This is a genomic window from Kribbella sp. NPDC055110, from assembly GCF_053607525.1.
The window spans coordinates 50,722-67,462 of record NZ_JBSGTS010000019.1; the positions used below are offsets into that span (position 1 = coordinate 50,722).

Below are 16,741 nucleotides of genomic sequence, written 5' to 3' on the forward strand. Positions count from 1 at the left end.
TCAGCTCGCTTCGTACCTGCGCAGGAACGCCTCGACCAACAGCCGCTGCTCCTCGCCCGAGGCCGCCTCCACCTCGATCGACTCGTCCCCGACCGTCAGCTTCACCCGCTGCCCAGCGGTACGCCGACCCAGCCAATCCCGAAGTACCGCAATCAGCAACGGCACCATCCCACCCGCCCCACCCAAAGCAACCGCCACCGCCCCCACCGCAGCCGCGTCACCTTTCGCCCCGTCCGGCGCAGACGTCAACACATCCCGCGTCTCGAACTGCTGCCGCAACTCCCGCCGCAACTGCCGAATCCCCCGATCCGCAACCTCCGGATCCCCATCCACCAACACCACATCAACCCACACCCCACCCCTCCCAACCTCGCGCCAATAATCCTCGACAACCCCACCCTTCCGCAACGGTAAGTAGCCACCCACTTCCAACCCGCACCCATCCGCCTACCGCCCGCCCCACCTGCACCATCCAATCGCCGGCGCCACCGCGATCATCGGCGCCGCACCTCGCTCGCCCGCGCCCCGCTCAGACAGGGAGCCCGGAGCGCCAAAGCACCCCGGGCTCCTTTGAGCTCCACCCAGCTGGAGGGACGTCCGGGCAGAGCCTCCTCCACCGGCCAACACACCCCCAGCCGGCGCGCACCCCCACCTCACCCACTCCCGAAGTTACGCCCGCCCCACCACCCGACAACAGCCCTCGGCCCCCTGTGGATAACCCACCTCGCAAGCCGCACCAAACTCCTATCCTGAACACGACCGACCAACCGAAAGGACCACGAATGGACCCCGAAGAGACGCAACATCTGCTCCCCGATGGGAGAACAGTCTGGGTCCTCTCGACCGGAGAAGCCTCGAAGAACCTGCCGGCCCTGCTCCAAATGTTCCGGTCCGGCGCAGCCGAGCCTCTAGTGTTCGGCGACGCCGGCCAGCCCGAGGCTGCGGTCATCCCGTTCGAGGTCTGGCGAGCCCTGACCGAGGCGGCGACGGACCAGGAGGGCTTCGATTCCTCGTACTCGCTCGCTCGGCACCGTCTGCAGAATCCTGGTGGGCCTTCTGCTCCCATTGAGGAGGTCGCCGCCGAGTTCGGCTGGGATCTCGACGAAGAGATCGACGACTCCGAGTTCCGCAAGCCGAAATGAGTCAGTACCGGCTCCTCGTCAATCACGAGCTGCTGCTTTACCTACGCGAACTCGAGCGAGCCGCCACGACCCAACCGGACAGCCTGCGCGCCCGTGAACTGCGCGCGCTCAGGGCTGGCCTTCGCGCCATCGCAAACGGTGAGGAAGCTGACTTCGAAGGCAAACGCCTTCGCTTCGCCACTCACGACCTCGGCGATTGTGCCGAGATCAAGTTGCCGGTCATCCCCGAGACCCGCGGAAGCCAGGAACTCGGAGCGTCCCACCGACTGGTCTATCGCGAGTTCCAGCCTGAAGACGGCGGCCCGCCCTACCGCGAGGCCGTGTGTTTCGAACATCGCAAAGACGACCGCCCGTTCGAGGTCGCCGCCAAACGCCTGGGCCGCGAGGTCGGCGTCCGGCGCAACACATTCAGGTTGTACGGCGCCTCATCCGACATAGCCCCGATCCGCCAGGCTCTCCCGCAGGATCTCCGCATTGCCCTGGCGGCAGCATCCAGCGTCGCCCCGGCCTCAGGCGCGGTCCACGGCGGACCGCCAATTCAGAACCTGCGGGTCGCTCAACGACACAGTCCCCCAAGCCGGGAACTCTGACGATTCATGCCGTCAGCGCCTACGGCGGGCTACCCACGCGGATCGTGGGTTGATAGCCGGTCTAGCCACGCGCGAACGCGCGCGACATCGGTGTACCCATGAGCCTTCAACGCATCGACTATGTCCTGACCGCAGATCATGACAATCGGGTGTCCATCGACGCGCACCTCCGAGTACGCCTGCGACGCGAAGTGCGAGGTCGTGACGAATACACCGAACTCACGGTGCCTGATCCGCGAAATCAGCCGGGCGACGTCGCGGACTCCGACGGACGTGTCAGCGCTGTAGCACTTGGCCTCAAGCGCGAAGTCGAGAGCGATCGGATCAGACTCTGGCCCGATCATGTACTGCCCAACCGCATCTCGGCCGCCGTCGCGGCTGGGGCGTGTGACGTCACATCGCCCAGTAGCGGGCGCGACAAGGCGCCACAGCTCAACGGCTATCGGCTCGAACTCGTGCTCGCGCCCCTGGAAATGGCCGCGAATCTCGGCCAGAATCGCGCGCCCAACTGGGTCGCTGGGGAGCTGTTGAGACTTGGCTCTGACGACGGTGGTCGCGGGAGCCTCCAGCGGCACATAGACCCTCCCATCCACCCACGACCTCCAGGCTGCTGGGCAGTGCTCGCTCTCATATGCCCGGCCGGCTAGCACGTCGCTGATCCACGCCCGCGGTATATGGCCAGCATCCAGCACGGTGAATCGCGCCCGATAGTTCTGAAAGCGCTGGCCACCGGTGGAGCGCCAGACGGCAACGAGATCGTCGTCGCTCGATAGCGATGCGGCGCCCGGCGCCAGCAAGCCATTGAAGGCAACACTCCGGCCAGGCATAGCCCTGTGAAACAGCAGAAACGGTGGGACTCCTCGGCGATCGTTCAATGTTCCATGTCCGAGCGCGAACACGTCCCGCAATAAGAGATTCCCACCGCGCTGAGTCTGGTGAAGCTCGCGCCCCGGCCGCCGATTGTCTCCAAAATAGGTGAACACACCGGTCCGCGGGTCGAGAATGTCCGGCCAGTCGACCTCTGTCCCGGACGTGTACAGGGCAACCAGTCGTGCCGTTCCGTCGCGCGGAGATCCTTTCGGCCGGAAACCACCTTGATTGCCCACAGGCAACAGACGCGCCAGTGCATCATCTGCCGCAGATCCCGCGGACCCTCCAGCGTAGACAGCATCGACGACCAGATCTGCGGATTCATGCCCAACAAAGGGAAAGATGGGACCAGCCACAGGTGCAGGCTATCTCGCGCCGGGATCGACCGAGCTAATGTCAGCCGGGCGGGCAGTAGCTCGAGGCTCGACTCGGCAACAATTGAGGCAATCGAGAGCTGGCGACGGCCACCTCAGACTAAGCTCGCGACTCCACGACGGATCGAGGGGGCCTGCTAGAGAATGCCGGACATGCTGCCAGGAATGTCACCTCGATCGGGCTCCTCTGAGAATGACGCAGTCGCGGCAGAGCTTCTCCGGCTCGATCCAACCGGCGATGAAGTCGCAGGCGTACTACGCGACACGCTCGATCAACTCCTTGACGGCCGACGCCGGGGGCGCTGGAGCTACTCCGCTCTCCACAAGACTGAGAAGACGTACATGGGCACCCTGGTCGAGATCAATCTCCACCGCAAGTTCGAGTTCGCCGATGGCGACGTCACCGACTATCGGATCGCTGGCATCGAGGTGGACTGCAAGTTCTCCCAGTCCATCGGCGGCTGGGAGTTCGGGCCGGAAATGGAGGGCCATCTAGCCCTCGTCGTGTGGGCCAATGACCAGGACAGCGCCTGGCGTGCTGGGATCGTGCGCGCAACATCCGACGTACTCCGAGAATCCAGGAACAGGGACGCAAAGCGAAAGCTGACTCGGGACGGCGTCGGGCGAGTTCGGTGGCTCTGGGCCGAGCACCCTGGCCTGGCGCCAAACCAGCTGCTTCGGATGCCCGCCGCGCAACGCGAGCGGATCTTTTCAGCCCGCGCGCGATCCGGCGACCGGCATGGGCAGGCGCGACTGCTCCAACTCTGTCGGGAACTACCGGGCGTCATCCTCCGAAGGACAACAGTGGAGACGGTCGGATGGGGACTGGACGATCCCATGAAGCGGATGCGCTCGAACGGTGGTGCCCGCGACAAGCTGCGTCCGGAAGGCCTGCTCGTCCTCGGTCACCAGGACAACGATCCCGCAGTCGCGCAGGCACTCAGCTTGCCCGTGCCAGCGAAAGGCCAGTTCGTGGTATGCCGAGTCGTCCCGTCGAAGCACTCCGTCGGCGCCGAAATTGAGGGCTCGTGGTGGCGGCAGGCAACCGCAGACGACCCGGTCGTGCCTGCGCCGGTCGTCCCGCGGTAATCACACCAGAGTTCCCGAAGATACCTTCGCCGGTATCCTCAGTGGTCGTGAGTGATTCGGTGCTGCCTGGAATGCCGACTGTGCGGCTGGAGTCTGACGCTGCGCGCGATCAGGTGGTTCGAGCCTTCAGCAAGGCCGATCCGGATGGGACGCGGGCCGCGGCTGTGTTTAGGGCGACGTATGACCAGTTGTACGACGGGCAGCACACTGGGCGGTTTCGGTGGGATCAGTTGTACAAGACTGAGAAGACTCACTACGGGACGCTGCTGGAGATCAATCTTCGGCGCGAGTTTGACGACGTCATCGATGACACCGTCGAAGGTAATGCTCTGGACTACTCGATCTGTGGATATGACGTCGACTGCAAGTTCTCGCAGAGCTTCGGTGGATGGATGCTGCCGCCTGAGTGCTTCGGTCAACTGCTGCTGGTGGCCTGGGCTGATGACCAGCGTGGGACGTGGTGTCTTGGAGTCGTGAGAGCGACTGATGACAACCGGCGGTCCAGCGTGAATCGGGACGGCAAAACTCAGCTGAGCTTGATCGGACGGCAGCAGATCGATTGGTTGCATTACGAGGCGAGTCTGCCGCCCAACGTGCTTCTTGGTCTGGACGCGGCGACACTCCAGAGGATCCTCGCCCCGAAGTCGGGGCAAGCTCGAGTGACGGAGCTGCTCAGACATGTGACAGAGCGACGGATTGGGCGCAACACGATCGCGACTCTGGCCCAGCAGGACGACTACATGGCTCGGCTGCGAGACAACGGAAACGGATCGCGGACGAAGCTTCGGGAGGTGGGCTATCTGATCCCTGGCGGCGATTACGAGGCCCATCGCACGGTCGCCAGAAAACTTGGAGTCGAGATCCCAGGCCCAGGTGAGGTGATCAGCCTGCGGGTTGTTCCGGCCGAGCCCGGAGCGCCTTGGACTGTTGAGCTGGAGGGGCGGCCCTGGCGCCTCGCGCGTGAGGGCGAACTGGTAGTCGAACCAGCGCCGAAGCTTCCCGACGTACGCAAGGCGAAGTGACGCCGCGGTCCATCTCCTCCAGCCACCAGACAGGAGACCAGAAGCCCTCGAACGACCGAGCCAGCAAGAGTGAGTCAGGCACATGGGAGACGACAGGCTAGTGGAGACGCCCACAACCCCCGGACGATCGCGGAACATGCAAGCCATCCGGAGGACGAACACCAAACCCGAGATCCTGCTGCGCTCGGCCTTGCACCGATCTGGCTACCGCTTCCGCAAGGATCTCAGCGTCTACACGTCATCACGCCGAGTTCGGCCGGACATCGTTTTCACGGCACGCAAGGTCGCAGTGTTCATCGACGGGTGCTTCTGGCATTGCTGCCCTGAGCATGGGCGGCAGCCGTCGGTGAATTCGCAGTACTGGTCGCCGAAGCTCCAGCGAAATGTCGAACGAGATCTCCTCGCTGATGCTGCGTTGGGCGAAGACGGGTGGTCGGTCGTCCGTATATGGGAGCACGAAGCGATCGACGACGCCGTCGAGAAGGTCGTGCGCGCTCTTCGCGACCGCAGCTAGCTGACCTTCGAGCGCATCTGGGCTAGGTATTCATGACGGACGTGATCGTCTTGGCCGATGAAGGCCCGGAAGTCGCCTAATTTGTAGGCCGGCTCGCCCGATTCGGAGTCGACGGGCTGCATGTTGAAGTCACGCATCAGGTGCTTGAGACGCAACTCGATCTCCTCGAGTGTCAGAGATCCATCGATCTGCTCGAAGATCTCGGTAATCGTGAGCGGGTCAGTGGCAGCTCGCAGGACTCGATAGACCTCATCGTGAGTCACTGCCTCGGTCTGAACGCGTGGCTCGCCTTCGTGGTTGAGGGCGGCGACGATCTGGCGGCCGATCGCCCTCGCGACCGGAGGCGGGAAAGCGTTCCCGATCTGGCGATACTTCGAGGTCTTGCGGCCCGCGAAATGCCACTTCCTCTCGTCCCAGCCTTGAAGTCGCGCAACCATCTCGACCGTCAGCTTCGGGTCGTGATCCTCGGGAGCGTCGGCCGATGGCGCCGCGTCCGCAACACCCAGACCATCGACGCCCATTTCACGCCAAGCGCGTTTGGCGCGGGTTGGGCCTAGGTCGGCTCCCCCATGCTTCTTAGAACCGCCAACGATGGTGGGAGCGATCTTGTTCGCCCGGTCTGCCCAGTGGCGGGCGTGCTTCCATCCATTCGCAGCCATGAGATCCACGAGCTCTTCGCCGACAGTCCGCCGAATTGACGAAGCCTCAGGCCAGCTGAAGTACGGCGCGTCCTCTTCGCTCAGGGCGACGAGTACGAAGCGGGGACGCAACTGCGGAACCCCGTAGTCGAATGCGTGCAGCAGACGCCAGTCGGCGACGTACCCAAGGTCATTCAAGCGGTCGAGAACGTGTTGCCGGTACGCCGAGAAGCGTGGCGCGGACAGACCTCTAACGTTCTCAAGCATCAGAGCGCGCGGCCGCATCACGCCGCAGAGCTCGACTGCCCATGCGAACAGATCGCGCTCGTCATTCGCACCGAGCTGCTTGCCTGCGATGGAAAACGGAGGGCAAGGCACTCCTCCGGCCAGGAGGTCCACATCGCGGAATTGCTCAGGATCCCAGACTGCGGGATCGGCGACATCGCCAACGCGCACGTCCCACTTCGGCCGATTGAGCTTCAAGGTCTCCGCAGCCATAGGGTCGAGCTCGACAGCCAGCGCGTGTTCGAACCCAGCAAGCTCAAGCCCGAGGGCCTGACCGCCTGCCCCTGCACAGATCTCTACTACTCGCAATGAACTCACGAGACCTCCCCCGTAGTTCGAACATTTGTTCGAGTGTAGAGACGAGCTTCGGGCCTGGTCAAATCCGCGGACAGGTTCGCGGCAAGGGGCTGAGTCGAGCTAGGCCAGGTCAGATCTCGAGCCTTGCGCTGCTTCGACTCGGCGCATCTCATGCCGACGGGTTCCGCTCTGCCAGGGGATCGAACAGGCAGAGCTTAGCGCCTGCCCGCACGCTGTCGCGGGACGCAGGCCGGCCCTCACCCCAACTACTTTCCGGGCACGTCCAGACACTACTCTCCGGCCGGGCCGGCGGCGCGCTCAGAAGTCCGGACGATCAGACTGTGCGGATTCTCCTGTTGGACATCTGTCCGTGGTGGATGGAGGTTTGGAGGTATGGACTTTACTCAGCTTGGGCGGACAGGTCTGTCGGTTAGTCGGATCGTTCTTGGGACTATGAACTTCGGGCCTCTTACTGAGGTGGGGGATGCGCACGCGATCATGGATGCGGCGCATGACAAGGGGATCAACTTCTTCGATACGGCCAATGGGTACGGGCGGTCTATCTACCCGGGCCGTACCGAGGAGATCATCGGCGAGTGGTTCGCCAAGGAAGCCAAGAACCGGGAGAAGACGGTGCTGGCGACCAAGGTGTACGGCGATATGGGCGATGGCTGGCCGAACGAAGGAAGGCTGTCGGCGCTCAACATCCGGCGGGCGCTCGACGCGAGCCTGAAGCGGTTGCAGACGGATTATGTGGATCTGTACCAGTTCCACCACGTCGACCGGAACACGCCGTGGGAAGAGATCTGGCAGGCGATGGAGGTCGCCGTACAGCAGGGGAAGATCCTGTACGCCGGGTCGAGCAACTTCGCCGGATGGCACATCGCGCAGGCGCAGGAAGCGGCTGCGAAGCGGAACTACAACGGGTTGGTGAGCGAGCAGTCGCTGTACAACCTGATCCAGCGTGACGTCGAGCGTGAGCTGCTGCCGGCGGCGCAGGCGTACGGGCTGGGCGTGATCCCGTGGTCGCCGCTGCACGGCGGGCTGCTGGGTGGCGTGATCCGGAAGGAGAACGAGGGTGTACGGCGCCTCGAGGGCCGCTCCAAGGAGACGCTCGAGAAGCTCCGGCCGCAGATCGAGCAGTACGAGGAGTTCGCGGACGAGCTCGGGCACGAGCCGGGTGAGCTCGCGCTCGCGTGGCTGCTGCACCAGCCGGCCGTGACGGGCCCGATCGTCGGCCCGCGGACGATGGAGCAGCTGGAGTCCGCCGTACGCGCGGTCGACATCAAGCTCGACGAGAAGTCGCTGACCCGCCTCGACGAAATCTTCCCGGGCTACAAGACTGCGCCCGAGGACTACGCCTGGTAGGTCGGTTTTGCGGCGGCCTGGGCACACGTCCAGGCCGCCGTACGCCGATCAGTTCTGAGGGGCCGTCTCGACGAACTTCTCGCCGGCGAAGCGGGTCAGGGCCTCACGTACCTCCGCGGCTCGGCGGCTCTCCCCGAACCAGCCCACCGCCCGCGCGGGCCGGGCGATGAAGAAGCCGGACCCGAAAGGCTTGATGTAGGCCCTCCCTGCCCAGTCCCAGGGAACGTCCTCGTCGCGGCGAAACCACACGACGAGCTTCGGGTCGCTGTCCGGAGTGGTTGAGGCGTCTACCTCATTTCCGACCAACCCGACCCGTTCCAGTGCGTCCCAGCGGATCGAGAACTCCTTTGCCTGCTGGTTCTTCGGCCGGACGGTGAGCTTGTCCTCGTCCAACTCGAGAACCTCGTACGTCTTGTCCTGTCTGCTGATCCCGGCAAGGAACCAGAAGAAGATGAGCCCCACGTCGAGGCCATCGAAACCGGTGCCGTCGGCGTGCAAGTAGAAGGCGACCAAGCCGAACGGGATCGCGGCGAGCATGAACCGCAGGATGGTCGCCCTGGTCATGGCGTGCTTGTCCAGGGCGAAGACAACCGGGTCCTTCGCGGGCGGGTGGTTGACCGGCGGGTGTTCCGGTTCGGGACGTAACTTCGGCGGTGCGACGGTGTAGGGCTTGGTCGCACGCTCGTGCTCATTGATCAGCAGGGTGACCTGCTCGGGCAGCCAGCCCCCGGCGGTTCCACCGTCCACCCCGAGCCGGTCGAGCAGGTCGGAGATCGGCGGCCGGTCGGCCGGCTCCTTGGCCAGGCAGGTACGCAGGATGTCCGCGAAAGGATCGGGCAGACCGGCCAGATCGGGTTCGTCGTTAAGCAGGCGATAGAGGACCGTGGCCACTGCACCGGTGCCGAAGGGACTGCGGCCAGTGCCGGCGTACGCCAGCACGCTGCCGAGCGAGAACACATCGCTCGACGCGTCGAGGTACTCGCCCCGGACTTGCTCAGGCGACATGAACGACGGCGTACCGATCACCGACCTGGTGTGCAGAGTCGCGTCCAGCGCCTGGGAGATCCCGAAATCGATGATGCGCGGGCCGTCCGCGGCCAGGATCACGTTGCCCGGTGTGAGATCGCGGTGCACCAGCTTGCACGCATGGATGGCGGCCAGCCCTTCGGCCAGACCAGCGCCCAGCACCTGCACGGCCTGCTGCGGCAACGGCCCGTACCGCTCCACCGCCTCTCGCAGCGAGGGACCCGGGATGTACGCCGTCGCCAGCCACGGCCGATCAGCCTCGACATCGGCGTCGACCACTTGCGCGGTGTAGAAGCCGCCGACGCTTCGCGCCGCCAGGACCTCTTGGGCGAACCGGCGCCGGAACTGCGGATCGACGGCCAGCCCCTCCTGCACCAGCTTCACCGCTACCAAGCGGCCGCCGCGGGACTGTCCCAGAAACACCTGTCCCATCCCACCGGCACCCAGCCGGCCCAGCAATCGATAGCGACCGACTTCGTTCGGCTCACCAGGCAGCAAGGGGTCCATCCGGACGATCTCCCGTCGTGGCTGTCGGTTACCAAACCCCCATTACATCGTGAGCGAGTGTCATTTCTCAGCTGTGGCCGGCCGTGGTGGGGAGCATTCCGATGAGGGCGTCAGCGGCCAGGGAGGCGGCTGGGCCGGTGGGGACGGCGACGGAGACTTGCCAGTCGGACGCGGTGCCGGGGGCCAGCGAGACGGTGACGTGGTCGCCGCGCTTGGCGGCGATGCGTTCGGGGACGAGGGCTACGCCTAGGTCGTGAGCGACGAGAGCCAGAAGGGTGTGTACGTCGTTGACCTCGATCGTCACCGGGTGCGCGACGCCTGCCGTCGTGAAGGCGCGGTCCGAAATCGCGCGGGCGCCCCAGGTCGGGTCGAAGTCGACGAACGACTCCCCCGCCAGGTCGTCGAGAGTCACGCCGGACGCCTTCGCGAGCCGGTGGTCGGGCGCGCAGACGAGGACCATCGACTCGCGCGACAGCGGCCGCAGATCCAGCCCGTCGACCGGGTCGCCGGCGGTCGCGACGAACGCGACGTCGAGCCGGCCGGACGCGAGTTCGTCGAGCATCGGCGTGGAGCCGGCCTGGCGGACCTCGATCTCGACCCCCGGGTACGCGGACCGGAACTTCGCGAGCAGCGCCGGTACGTCCACCACCCCGAGGCACTGCTCGAGCCCGACCGTGAGGTGACCGCGCAGCAGCCCCTGGACCGCGGCGACGGCATCCTTCGCGGCCTCGGCGGCGGCGAGGGTACGTCGTCCCTCGCACAGCAGCGCCCGCCCCGCCTCGGTGAGCTCCACGCTGCGGGTGTTACGGACAAACAGACTCGCGCGGAGCTCACGCTCGAGCGCACGGATCGAGGCGGACAACCCCGACTGCGAGATCGACATCGCCTCAGCAGCCCGCGTGAAGTGTTTCTGCTCGGCCACCGCCACGAAGTGTTCCAAGTGCCTCAGCTCCATGACTAAGAACTGTAGTCGATCGAAGGAAATCGATTCACCTGTCCTACATGTCGGCGCGACCACCCGCCCCACCACCGCGGACCGCCAGGCCATCACAAATGCACCCGTGCCGCTCCCTCCAGGCGGCGGACCGCGTCTGGAGCGCGATTGTGATGGCCTGGCGATCCGCATCCAGGTGGTCCAGCGGACCTGCGGCACTCATCAACCGCGCCCGGCTGGGACTCGCGCTGCTCCGGCACGCTTGGCAGCACGACGCGCCGACCGAAACCATCACGTTGGTGAGTGCGGCAACTCCGCGCGGCGAGCGGACGCCCAGATATCCACAGCTGCAAAGAGGTGCGTTCGCCGTGGGGCCAATCCGAATACTTTTCCCGGCATGGAAGGCGAACCGGCGGATCAGCACCGCAAACCCGAACCCGACACCCACCCCAACCGTGCATGCTCGCCGCTCGACGCTGCGCGCGAGCATGCAAGGCACAAAGAGCATGACCAGGCGACCGCGATCTGGCAGGAGCTGATCGCCGGACGAGGCGACTCCAGTAGCGACGCAGCCGCCGATTACGCGGACTACGTCATCAGGCAGCAGCACGACGACATCGAGTCAAGCGCAATCCAGGAGGCGGTCAGCAAGAGCGGTTCATCTCCGTTCGCCCAGCTGTGGGCAGGTTCGGTGCTCGAACGACGCGGTCAGCTCGTGGACGCACTGATCTGGTATTCACGGACGATCGGTCACCTGACAGATGACGAAATCCGCGCTTCGCGATGGGCCACGCTGATGGCGGGCGGCCGACGCAGAGTCAAATGGGCGCTCGGACTCGAATTGGACAGTATCGACATGATCGGCGAGATCGGTGATGTCGAAGCGATGGACGGCTACTTCGACCTGCTCGATATCCTGCGCCTGCCGACGATCGTCGACGGCCGTGTGCAGGCTTGGAGCCGAGCCGAGTTCGCCGAGGCCCGCGAGTCGTGGCCCTCGCGCATCACGCCCAGCAGCGTCGTTGCTTACTACCGAGCGGTCGAAGGCGTGCTCCGCGAGTACGACGAGCACGTGACCGTCGAACTGATGACTTTCGAGAACTTCATGGACCGCGTCATGGCGTACCGCGCCGGCTCGGGCGATGACTTGTCGCCCGACGAGTCGAATCCGGACGAGGCCGTTGGGGTCCGCTGGCCGCCCGGACGTAACCAGCCCTGCTGGTGTGGGTCCGAGAGCAAGTACAAGAGGTGCTGCGGCACCGGCGAACCTCCCGGGCCACCGCAGGCGTGGGGGCCTGCGGGTCTGCGTGCGGGGGCGGAGCTCGCGGTCGGTAGGGTGTGATGCATGGCGGATGAGGAGTTTCGGGTTGAGGTTGTGCTCAGTGACGAGGGGCACGGGTTGACGTTCTGGGATCGGTTGCGGGCGTTGGATCTGGATGACGACGCGCGGAAGCGGCTCGGAAGTCAGGTGACGGTGACCCGGGACGGGAACCGGATGCTGATGTACACGCTCACGCTCGAGGACGCGCAGGAAGCCGAGCGGACCGCCAAGGATCTGGTGGCCGACGAGCACCTCGACGCGACGTACACGGTGACGCGGTGGAATCCGGCCGAGCAGGACTGGACCGACCCGAGCGTGCCGGTCGGCGCGCACGACGCGGCCAGCGATGAGGCCAAGAACGCGGACATGGAGGTCCCGGACCCGCGGTACGTCGTACTGCAGGCCTACAAGCCCGAATTCCTCCGCGACCTCGGCCTGTAAACCGTTCGCCTCACCCTGCAGGTCGAGCAGAAGTCCTTGGAAAAGAGGGGGTTCCGGCTCGGCGGGGTGGTCCGCGGGTTCCGGGCCGGGCCGCTGCGGGACGGGTGGCTTCGGGATGGGCGGCTTCGGGGCGGGTACCTGTGCAGCCGGTTGCGGGACGAAGCCGGCACCGGAACTCGGCAACGGTTCGGTGACGGGATCTGCCGGTGTACCCGTTGAGGAACCTCTCGCAGATTAGTCTCGGCGGGTCGCTGCACGCTTACACGGCGTGGTTCTGCGACGCTGAAAATGCTGAGGGAGAGGGGAATCCGTGTCTCGTCGACGTGGTCTTGTTGCCGGTGCCGTCGTTCTGTCGTTCGTACTCGCCGGCTGTTCCGACGTGGCCGCAAGTGAGACAACGCCTTCGCCTACAACGTCCTCTCCCGCACACGCTTCGACCAGTACGACGCCGAACGCCACGCCGACTGCCAAGCCCACCGTGAAGCCGACGGTCAAGCCGACGCCCAAGGTGAAGCAGAAGCCGGAGTACTACGCGCTGCGCGTGGAACGTCAACTGGACAAGCTCGGGTACCCGGTCGGCGACATCGACGGCGACATCACCGCCCGCGCCAAGCAGGCACTGTGCGCGTGGCGCGAGACGCACGGTATGCCGGTCAGCCGCAGCGGACTCAGCCTGAACGACGCGTACTCGGTGCTCAACGCAACCAGTCGCCCGGCACCGACCCGCTCCCCCGGCATCTACGTCAACAAGACCTGCCAGATCCTGTACCAAATCGTCGGAAAGACCTACAAGCGGATCGTCTGGATCTCCACCGGCGGCCCCGGGTACGAGACCCCGAACCGCACCGGCACGGTCTGGCGCAAGTGGGCCGGCGCGCACGAGAGCAGCCTGTACGACGACGCGTACATGTACGACTCCCTCTACTTCCTCAAGGACCGCCCCGGCATCGCCCTGCACGGCTCCCGGGTCAACTCCCTCGTCAAGCCCTACCCCGACAGCCACCGCTGCGTTCGCGTCCTGCGCCCCGAGATCCACCAAATCTTCACCGACACCCCGATCGGCACCAAGGTCCAAATCTACGGCGAGTACTAGTGCCGTTCCTGCCGGGCGTCTGATGACCGACCGGAAGACGCTGGACCTTGCGTGCGCGCGGCTGGCCGAGCATCACAACGAGGATCTGCCGCAAGGTGTCCCTCCGGTCATCGCGGAGACGTTCGCGGGCTACCGGGTGACGCCGTACGAGGAGTGGCTGATCTTCACCTCCGCGGGCGGTTTCACCAACCAGACCTTCCTGGTCAGTGGTCAGATGGTCTACGAGTCGCCGGGCTGGCAGTCGTACGAGGACGCCCTCACCGAGGCCCGGGCGTTGAAGGCGGCCGGCGCTACCCGGCGCCGGTCGCAATCGTCACGACCAGTGTGGCGGCGCGGGTGGTCAGCTCTTCGGGGGTGGCGGCGCCGGCGTGGATCTGCATCGCGACCCCGTCGAGCAGGGACGTGATCAGGCGCGCGCGCAGTCGAACTTCCGCCTCGGGGACTCCCTCGGAGACACCGCGCAGGAGAACTCCGAGTTCCCTGTAGAAGGCCTCATAGATCTCGTGGTTGAGACGCGAGAATCGTTCATGGTGGTAGGCAAGGAGCGACATCGTTCCGAAGACGGCGCCTGCTCCGGTCGTCCAGTTCCGCACCAGAGCCCGCGCGGCCGCTTCCAAGCCGTCGGCTGTCGTCGCGCGTTGGACGGCCGCGAGATCGTGCTCGAACTCGGCTCGGATCAGCGCCTCGAGCAGGTCGTCACGGGATGGGAAGTAGTACTGCAGGTTCCCCAGCGTCATCTCGCTCCTGGCCGCAACGCGGCGGAGCACGAACTGGTCGAACCCGTCCTCGACCAGCAACTCCCGCGCCGCAGCCAGCACGGCGTCCCGGCGGGCTCTGCCACGGTCGCTGAACGAGGTGGTCACACCTGCACCCTAGCTGGCTCTAGGTCGTTGACCTAGTATTAGGTCAACGACCTAAATGAGAGGAATTCGGATGCCGAACCGTATGACCCGGGCGGAGCGCGAGGCCTTCCTCGCCGAAGCACGTATCGGGGTGTTGTCAGTCGAAGCGGAGGATCCAGAGCGTGCGCCGGTCACTGCCCCGGTGTGGTACGACTACTCGCCGGACAGTGGTGTGACCGTGATCATGAACGGAAAGTCCCGCAAGGGCATCGCGATCGACGCCGCCCGGCGGTTCGTTCTCGTCGTCCAATCGGAGGCGACCCCGTACCGCTACGTGACCGTCGAAGGACCGGTCGCCGAGATCCGGGCAACCGATACATCGAAAGACCTACTACCCCTCGCGACCCGCTACCTCGGCGAAGACTTCGGCAAGGAGTACACGAAGGAGTGGGAACGGGCCGGCGGGCCTGAGACCGACCTCGTCTACGTCATGAAGCCACAGCAATGGAACACTGCGGACTTCACGAGCGATTTCAGCTGATCGCACCGAGCGGCCAGTTGCCGAAGGCTTGGCCGCTCGGTCACCGCCGACCTGGCTCCGACGCTAAGTACATCAGCGTCCGGCACATCGACCGGATCGATCACGACCAGCGGGATTCCTGCTCCACGGAACGAGCGCCAGTGCTTGTCGGTCAGGGACGAGGTGACGGGTACGACGTCCGCCCGACCCAGTCGCCCGGCCGTCAGACACTCCGCCGCCATCTGCGACGTCGTGCCTGATCCCGCGACACCGTTCAGAGAACTCCCGGCCAGTCCTCCTGGTTGGGACGGCTGCAGCCGGCTCAGCCGACGAGGATTCACTGGCTCTCCTCGGTTCCCTCCATGCCGCTGCGCCCCACAGCGATTGATCGGAGACAATCCTTCGGGCTGGGTGGACCTGCTGTCACGGGGCCAGGTAGATGGTTTTCAGGTGTTGGTAGGCGTGGAGGCCCTCGGGGCCCAGTTCTCGGCCGGTGCCGCTGGCCTTGATGCCGCCGAAGGGGGCGGTGGGGTCGTTGACGTAGGCGTTGATGCCGATGGTGCCGGTGTGGACCTGGCGGGCGATGGACTCGCCCCGGTCGGGGTCGGTGGTCCAGACGGAGCCGCCGAGGCCGTAGTCGCTCGCGTTGGCGATCGCGATCGCCTCGTCCTCGGAGCCGTAAGGGATCACGGCGAGCACCGGGCCGAAGATTTCCTCCTGAGCGATGGCGTGCTGGTTGTCCACCTCGGCGAAGACCGTCGGCTCGACGAACCAGCCCTGGTCCAGATCGGCCGGCCGGCCGCCACCGGTGGTCAGGCGGGCGCCGTCGTTCAGGCCCTTCGCGATGTACGACTCCACCCGATCCCGCTGGCGTGCGGAGACGAGTGGTCCGACCTGGGTCGACGGGTCCATCGGGTCGCCCAGGCGCAGGGATCCGGCGAGGCCGGTGACGGTGTCCACCACCTCGTCGTACCGCGATCGAGGCGCGAGGACGCGGGTGCCGAGCCAGCAGATCTGGCCGTTGTTCAGCAGGGTCGCGGCGAAGAAGCTCTCGATCGACGACTGCAGGTCGGCGTCGTCGAGGACGATCGCGGCCGACTTCCCACCCAGCTCCAGTGTCACCGGCCGCAGCAGCTGCCCGCAGGTCGCGCCGATCGCGCGCCCGGCCGCGGTCGACCCGGTGAACGAAACCTTGTCCACCTGCGGATGCGCCACCAGATAGGCGCCGACCTCACGCCCACCAGGAACGACGTTCAGCACCCCTGCGGGAAGCCCCGCCTCGACAGCTGCCTCACTCATCAGCAGGGCGTCGAGCACGGTCTCCGGCGCCGGCTTCAGTACGACGGTGCAGCCCGCGGCCAACGCCGGCGCGAGCTTCAGGAAAGTGATTGCCTGCGGCACGTTCCAGGGAACGATCGCCGCGACGACACCAATCGGCTCGCGGGCCACGACCGACTTGCCACCGAGCATGCCCGGCCGGATCTCTTCCTGCGCCACGTCCCGCACGAGCGCCCCGTAGTACCGCAGCAGCAGTGGAGGAAACGGTCCCTCGAACTGCTGCGCCAGCCAGATCGGCATCCCGTTCTGTACGCTCACCCGCCGCTGCATCTCCTCGCTGCGCTTCTCCAGCGAGACCGCGAATCGCTCGAGCACCTCCGCCCGCTGCGACGGTTCCCATCGCGACCACCCGGCAGGATCGTCGAAGGCCTTGCGCGCGGCCGCGACCGCGGCGTCGATGTCGGCCTCGCACCCTTCTGGTACGACGCCGATCCGTTCCTCGGAGGTCGCGGAGTGCACGGGGATCGTGCTCGATCCGGCCGGCGAGGTCCACTCGCCGCCGATGTACAGCTGGTCGTACTCGATCATGG

General features: G+C 65.7%; 17 protein-coding genes. 10 read left to right on the top strand and 7 right to left on the bottom strand.

Annotated features, from left to right (window positions below):
* Positions 1-333: an effector-associated constant component EACC1 gene (locus ACWF0M_RS26415; protein ID WP_452238395.1), complete on the bottom strand. Its 333-nt coding sequence runs from the start codon at positions 331-333 to the stop codon at positions 1-3.
* 449 nt (positions 334-782) lie between these two features.
* Here ACWF0M_RS26415 and ACWF0M_RS26420 point away from each other — a divergent pair, with 449 nt between their 5' ends.
* Together ACWF0M_RS26420 and ACWF0M_RS26425 are read left to right on the top strand one after the other, a co-directional pair.
* Positions 783-1,142, top strand: a complete 360-nt coding sequence (locus tag ACWF0M_RS26420; RefSeq protein WP_452238396.1) for a hypothetical protein — start codon at positions 783-785, stop codon at positions 1,140-1,142.
* Positions 1,139-1,732: a hypothetical protein gene (locus ACWF0M_RS26425; RefSeq protein WP_452238397.1), complete on the top strand. Its 594-nt coding sequence runs from the start codon at positions 1,139-1,141 to the stop codon at positions 1,730-1,732. Before ACWF0M_RS26420 ends, ACWF0M_RS26425 begins: the two co-directional genes overlap by 4 nt.
* A 29-nt stretch (positions 1,733-1,761) precedes the next feature.
* Here the strand turns inward: ACWF0M_RS26425 and ACWF0M_RS26430 are convergent, their stop codons facing one another.
* A complete protein-coding gene (locus ACWF0M_RS26430) occupies positions 1,762-2,958 on the bottom strand; it encodes a restriction endonuclease (protein ID WP_452238398.1) in 1,197 nt (398 codons plus the stop codon).
* A gap of 183 nt (positions 2,959-3,141) precedes the next feature.
* Between ACWF0M_RS26430 and ACWF0M_RS26435 the strand changes: the two genes are divergently transcribed.
* The 3 genes from ACWF0M_RS26435 (at position 3,142) to ACWF0M_RS26445 (ending at position 5,601) form a co-directional block, all read left to right on the top strand.
* Positions 3,142-4,065 carry a NaeI family type II restriction endonuclease gene (locus tag ACWF0M_RS26435; protein WP_452238475.1) on the top strand — a complete coding sequence of 308 codons (924 nt, stop codon included), beginning with the start codon at positions 3,142-3,144 and terminating at the stop codon, positions 4,063-4,065.
* A 47-nt stretch (positions 4,066-4,112) separates the two neighbouring features.
* Positions 4,113-5,087, top strand: coding sequence for a NaeI family type II restriction endonuclease (locus tag ACWF0M_RS26440; RefSeq protein WP_452238399.1), 975 nt, complete (start codon positions 4,113-4,115; stop codon positions 5,085-5,087).
* Positions 5,088-5,169: 82 nt separating this feature from the next.
* A complete protein-coding gene (locus ACWF0M_RS26445; protein WP_452238400.1) occupies positions 5,170-5,601 on the top strand; it encodes a very short patch repair endonuclease in 432 nt (143 codons plus the stop codon).
* Here the strand turns inward: ACWF0M_RS26445 and ACWF0M_RS26450 are convergent.
* A complete protein-coding gene (locus ACWF0M_RS26450) occupies positions 5,598-6,842 on the bottom strand; it encodes a DNA cytosine methyltransferase (protein WP_452238401.1) in 1,245 nt (414 codons plus the stop codon). The genes ACWF0M_RS26445 and ACWF0M_RS26450 overlap by 4 nt on opposite strands.
* A 432-nt stretch (positions 6,843-7,274) precedes the next feature.
* Between ACWF0M_RS26450 and ACWF0M_RS26455 the strand changes: the two genes are divergently transcribed.
* A complete protein-coding gene (locus ACWF0M_RS26455) occupies positions 7,275-8,189 on the top strand; it encodes an aldo/keto reductase (protein ID WP_452238402.1) in 915 nt (304 codons plus the stop codon).
* Positions 8,190-8,237: 48 nt separating this feature from the next.
* Here the strand turns inward: ACWF0M_RS26455 and ACWF0M_RS26460 are convergent, their stop codons facing one another.
* Positions 8,238-9,722 (bottom strand): serine/threonine-protein kinase, encoded by a 1,485-nt coding sequence (locus ACWF0M_RS26460; protein ID WP_452238403.1) that lies wholly within the window; start codon positions 9,720-9,722, stop codon positions 8,238-8,240.
* Positions 9,723-9,789: 67 nt separating this feature from the next.
* On the bottom strand, positions 9,790-10,677 hold the full coding sequence (locus ACWF0M_RS26465) for a LysR family transcriptional regulator (RefSeq protein WP_452238404.1): 888 nt from the start codon (positions 10,675-10,677) through the stop codon (positions 9,790-9,792).
* A 376-nt stretch (positions 10,678-11,053) separates the two neighbouring features.
* On the opposite strand from ACWF0M_RS26465, the gene ACWF0M_RS26470 reads away from it, so the two are divergent.
* The 3 genes from ACWF0M_RS26470 (at position 11,054) to ACWF0M_RS26480 (ending at position 13,511) form a co-directional block, all read left to right on the top strand.
* The gene (locus ACWF0M_RS26470) at positions 11,054-11,998 is read left to right on the top strand and encodes an SEC-C domain-containing protein (protein WP_452238405.1); all 945 of its coding nucleotides are present in this window, start codon (positions 11,054-11,056) and stop codon (positions 11,996-11,998) included.
* Positions 11,999-12,001: 3 nt separating this feature from the next.
* Entirely contained in the window at positions 12,002-12,418 is a 417-nt protein-coding gene (locus ACWF0M_RS26475) for a hypothetical protein (protein WP_452238406.1), read from the top strand.
* A gap of 310 nt (positions 12,419-12,728) precedes the next feature.
* Entirely contained in the window at positions 12,729-13,511 is a 783-nt protein-coding gene (locus ACWF0M_RS26480) for a L,D-transpeptidase family protein (protein WP_452238407.1), read from the top strand.
* Between the two features lie 290 nt (positions 13,512-13,801).
* On the opposite strand, the gene ACWF0M_RS26485 is transcribed toward ACWF0M_RS26480, so the two are convergent.
* A complete protein-coding gene (locus ACWF0M_RS26485) occupies positions 13,802-14,374 on the bottom strand; it encodes a TetR/AcrR family transcriptional regulator (RefSeq protein ID WP_452238408.1) in 573 nt (190 codons plus the stop codon).
* A 70-nt stretch (positions 14,375-14,444) separates the two neighbouring features.
* Here ACWF0M_RS26485 and ACWF0M_RS26490 point away from each other — a divergent pair, with 70 nt between their 5' ends.
* On the top strand, positions 14,445-14,894 hold the full coding sequence (locus ACWF0M_RS26490; RefSeq protein ID WP_452238409.1) for a hypothetical protein: 450 nt from the start codon (positions 14,445-14,447) through the stop codon (positions 14,892-14,894).
* A 402-nt stretch (positions 14,895-15,296) separates the two neighbouring features.
* Here ACWF0M_RS26490 and ACWF0M_RS26495 read toward each other — a convergent pair whose 3' ends face one another.
* Positions 15,297-16,739, bottom strand: coding sequence for an aldehyde dehydrogenase (locus ACWF0M_RS26495; RefSeq protein WP_452238410.1), 1,443 nt, complete (start codon positions 16,737-16,739; stop codon positions 15,297-15,299).
* Between the last annotated feature and the right edge of the window lie 2 nt (positions 16,740-16,741).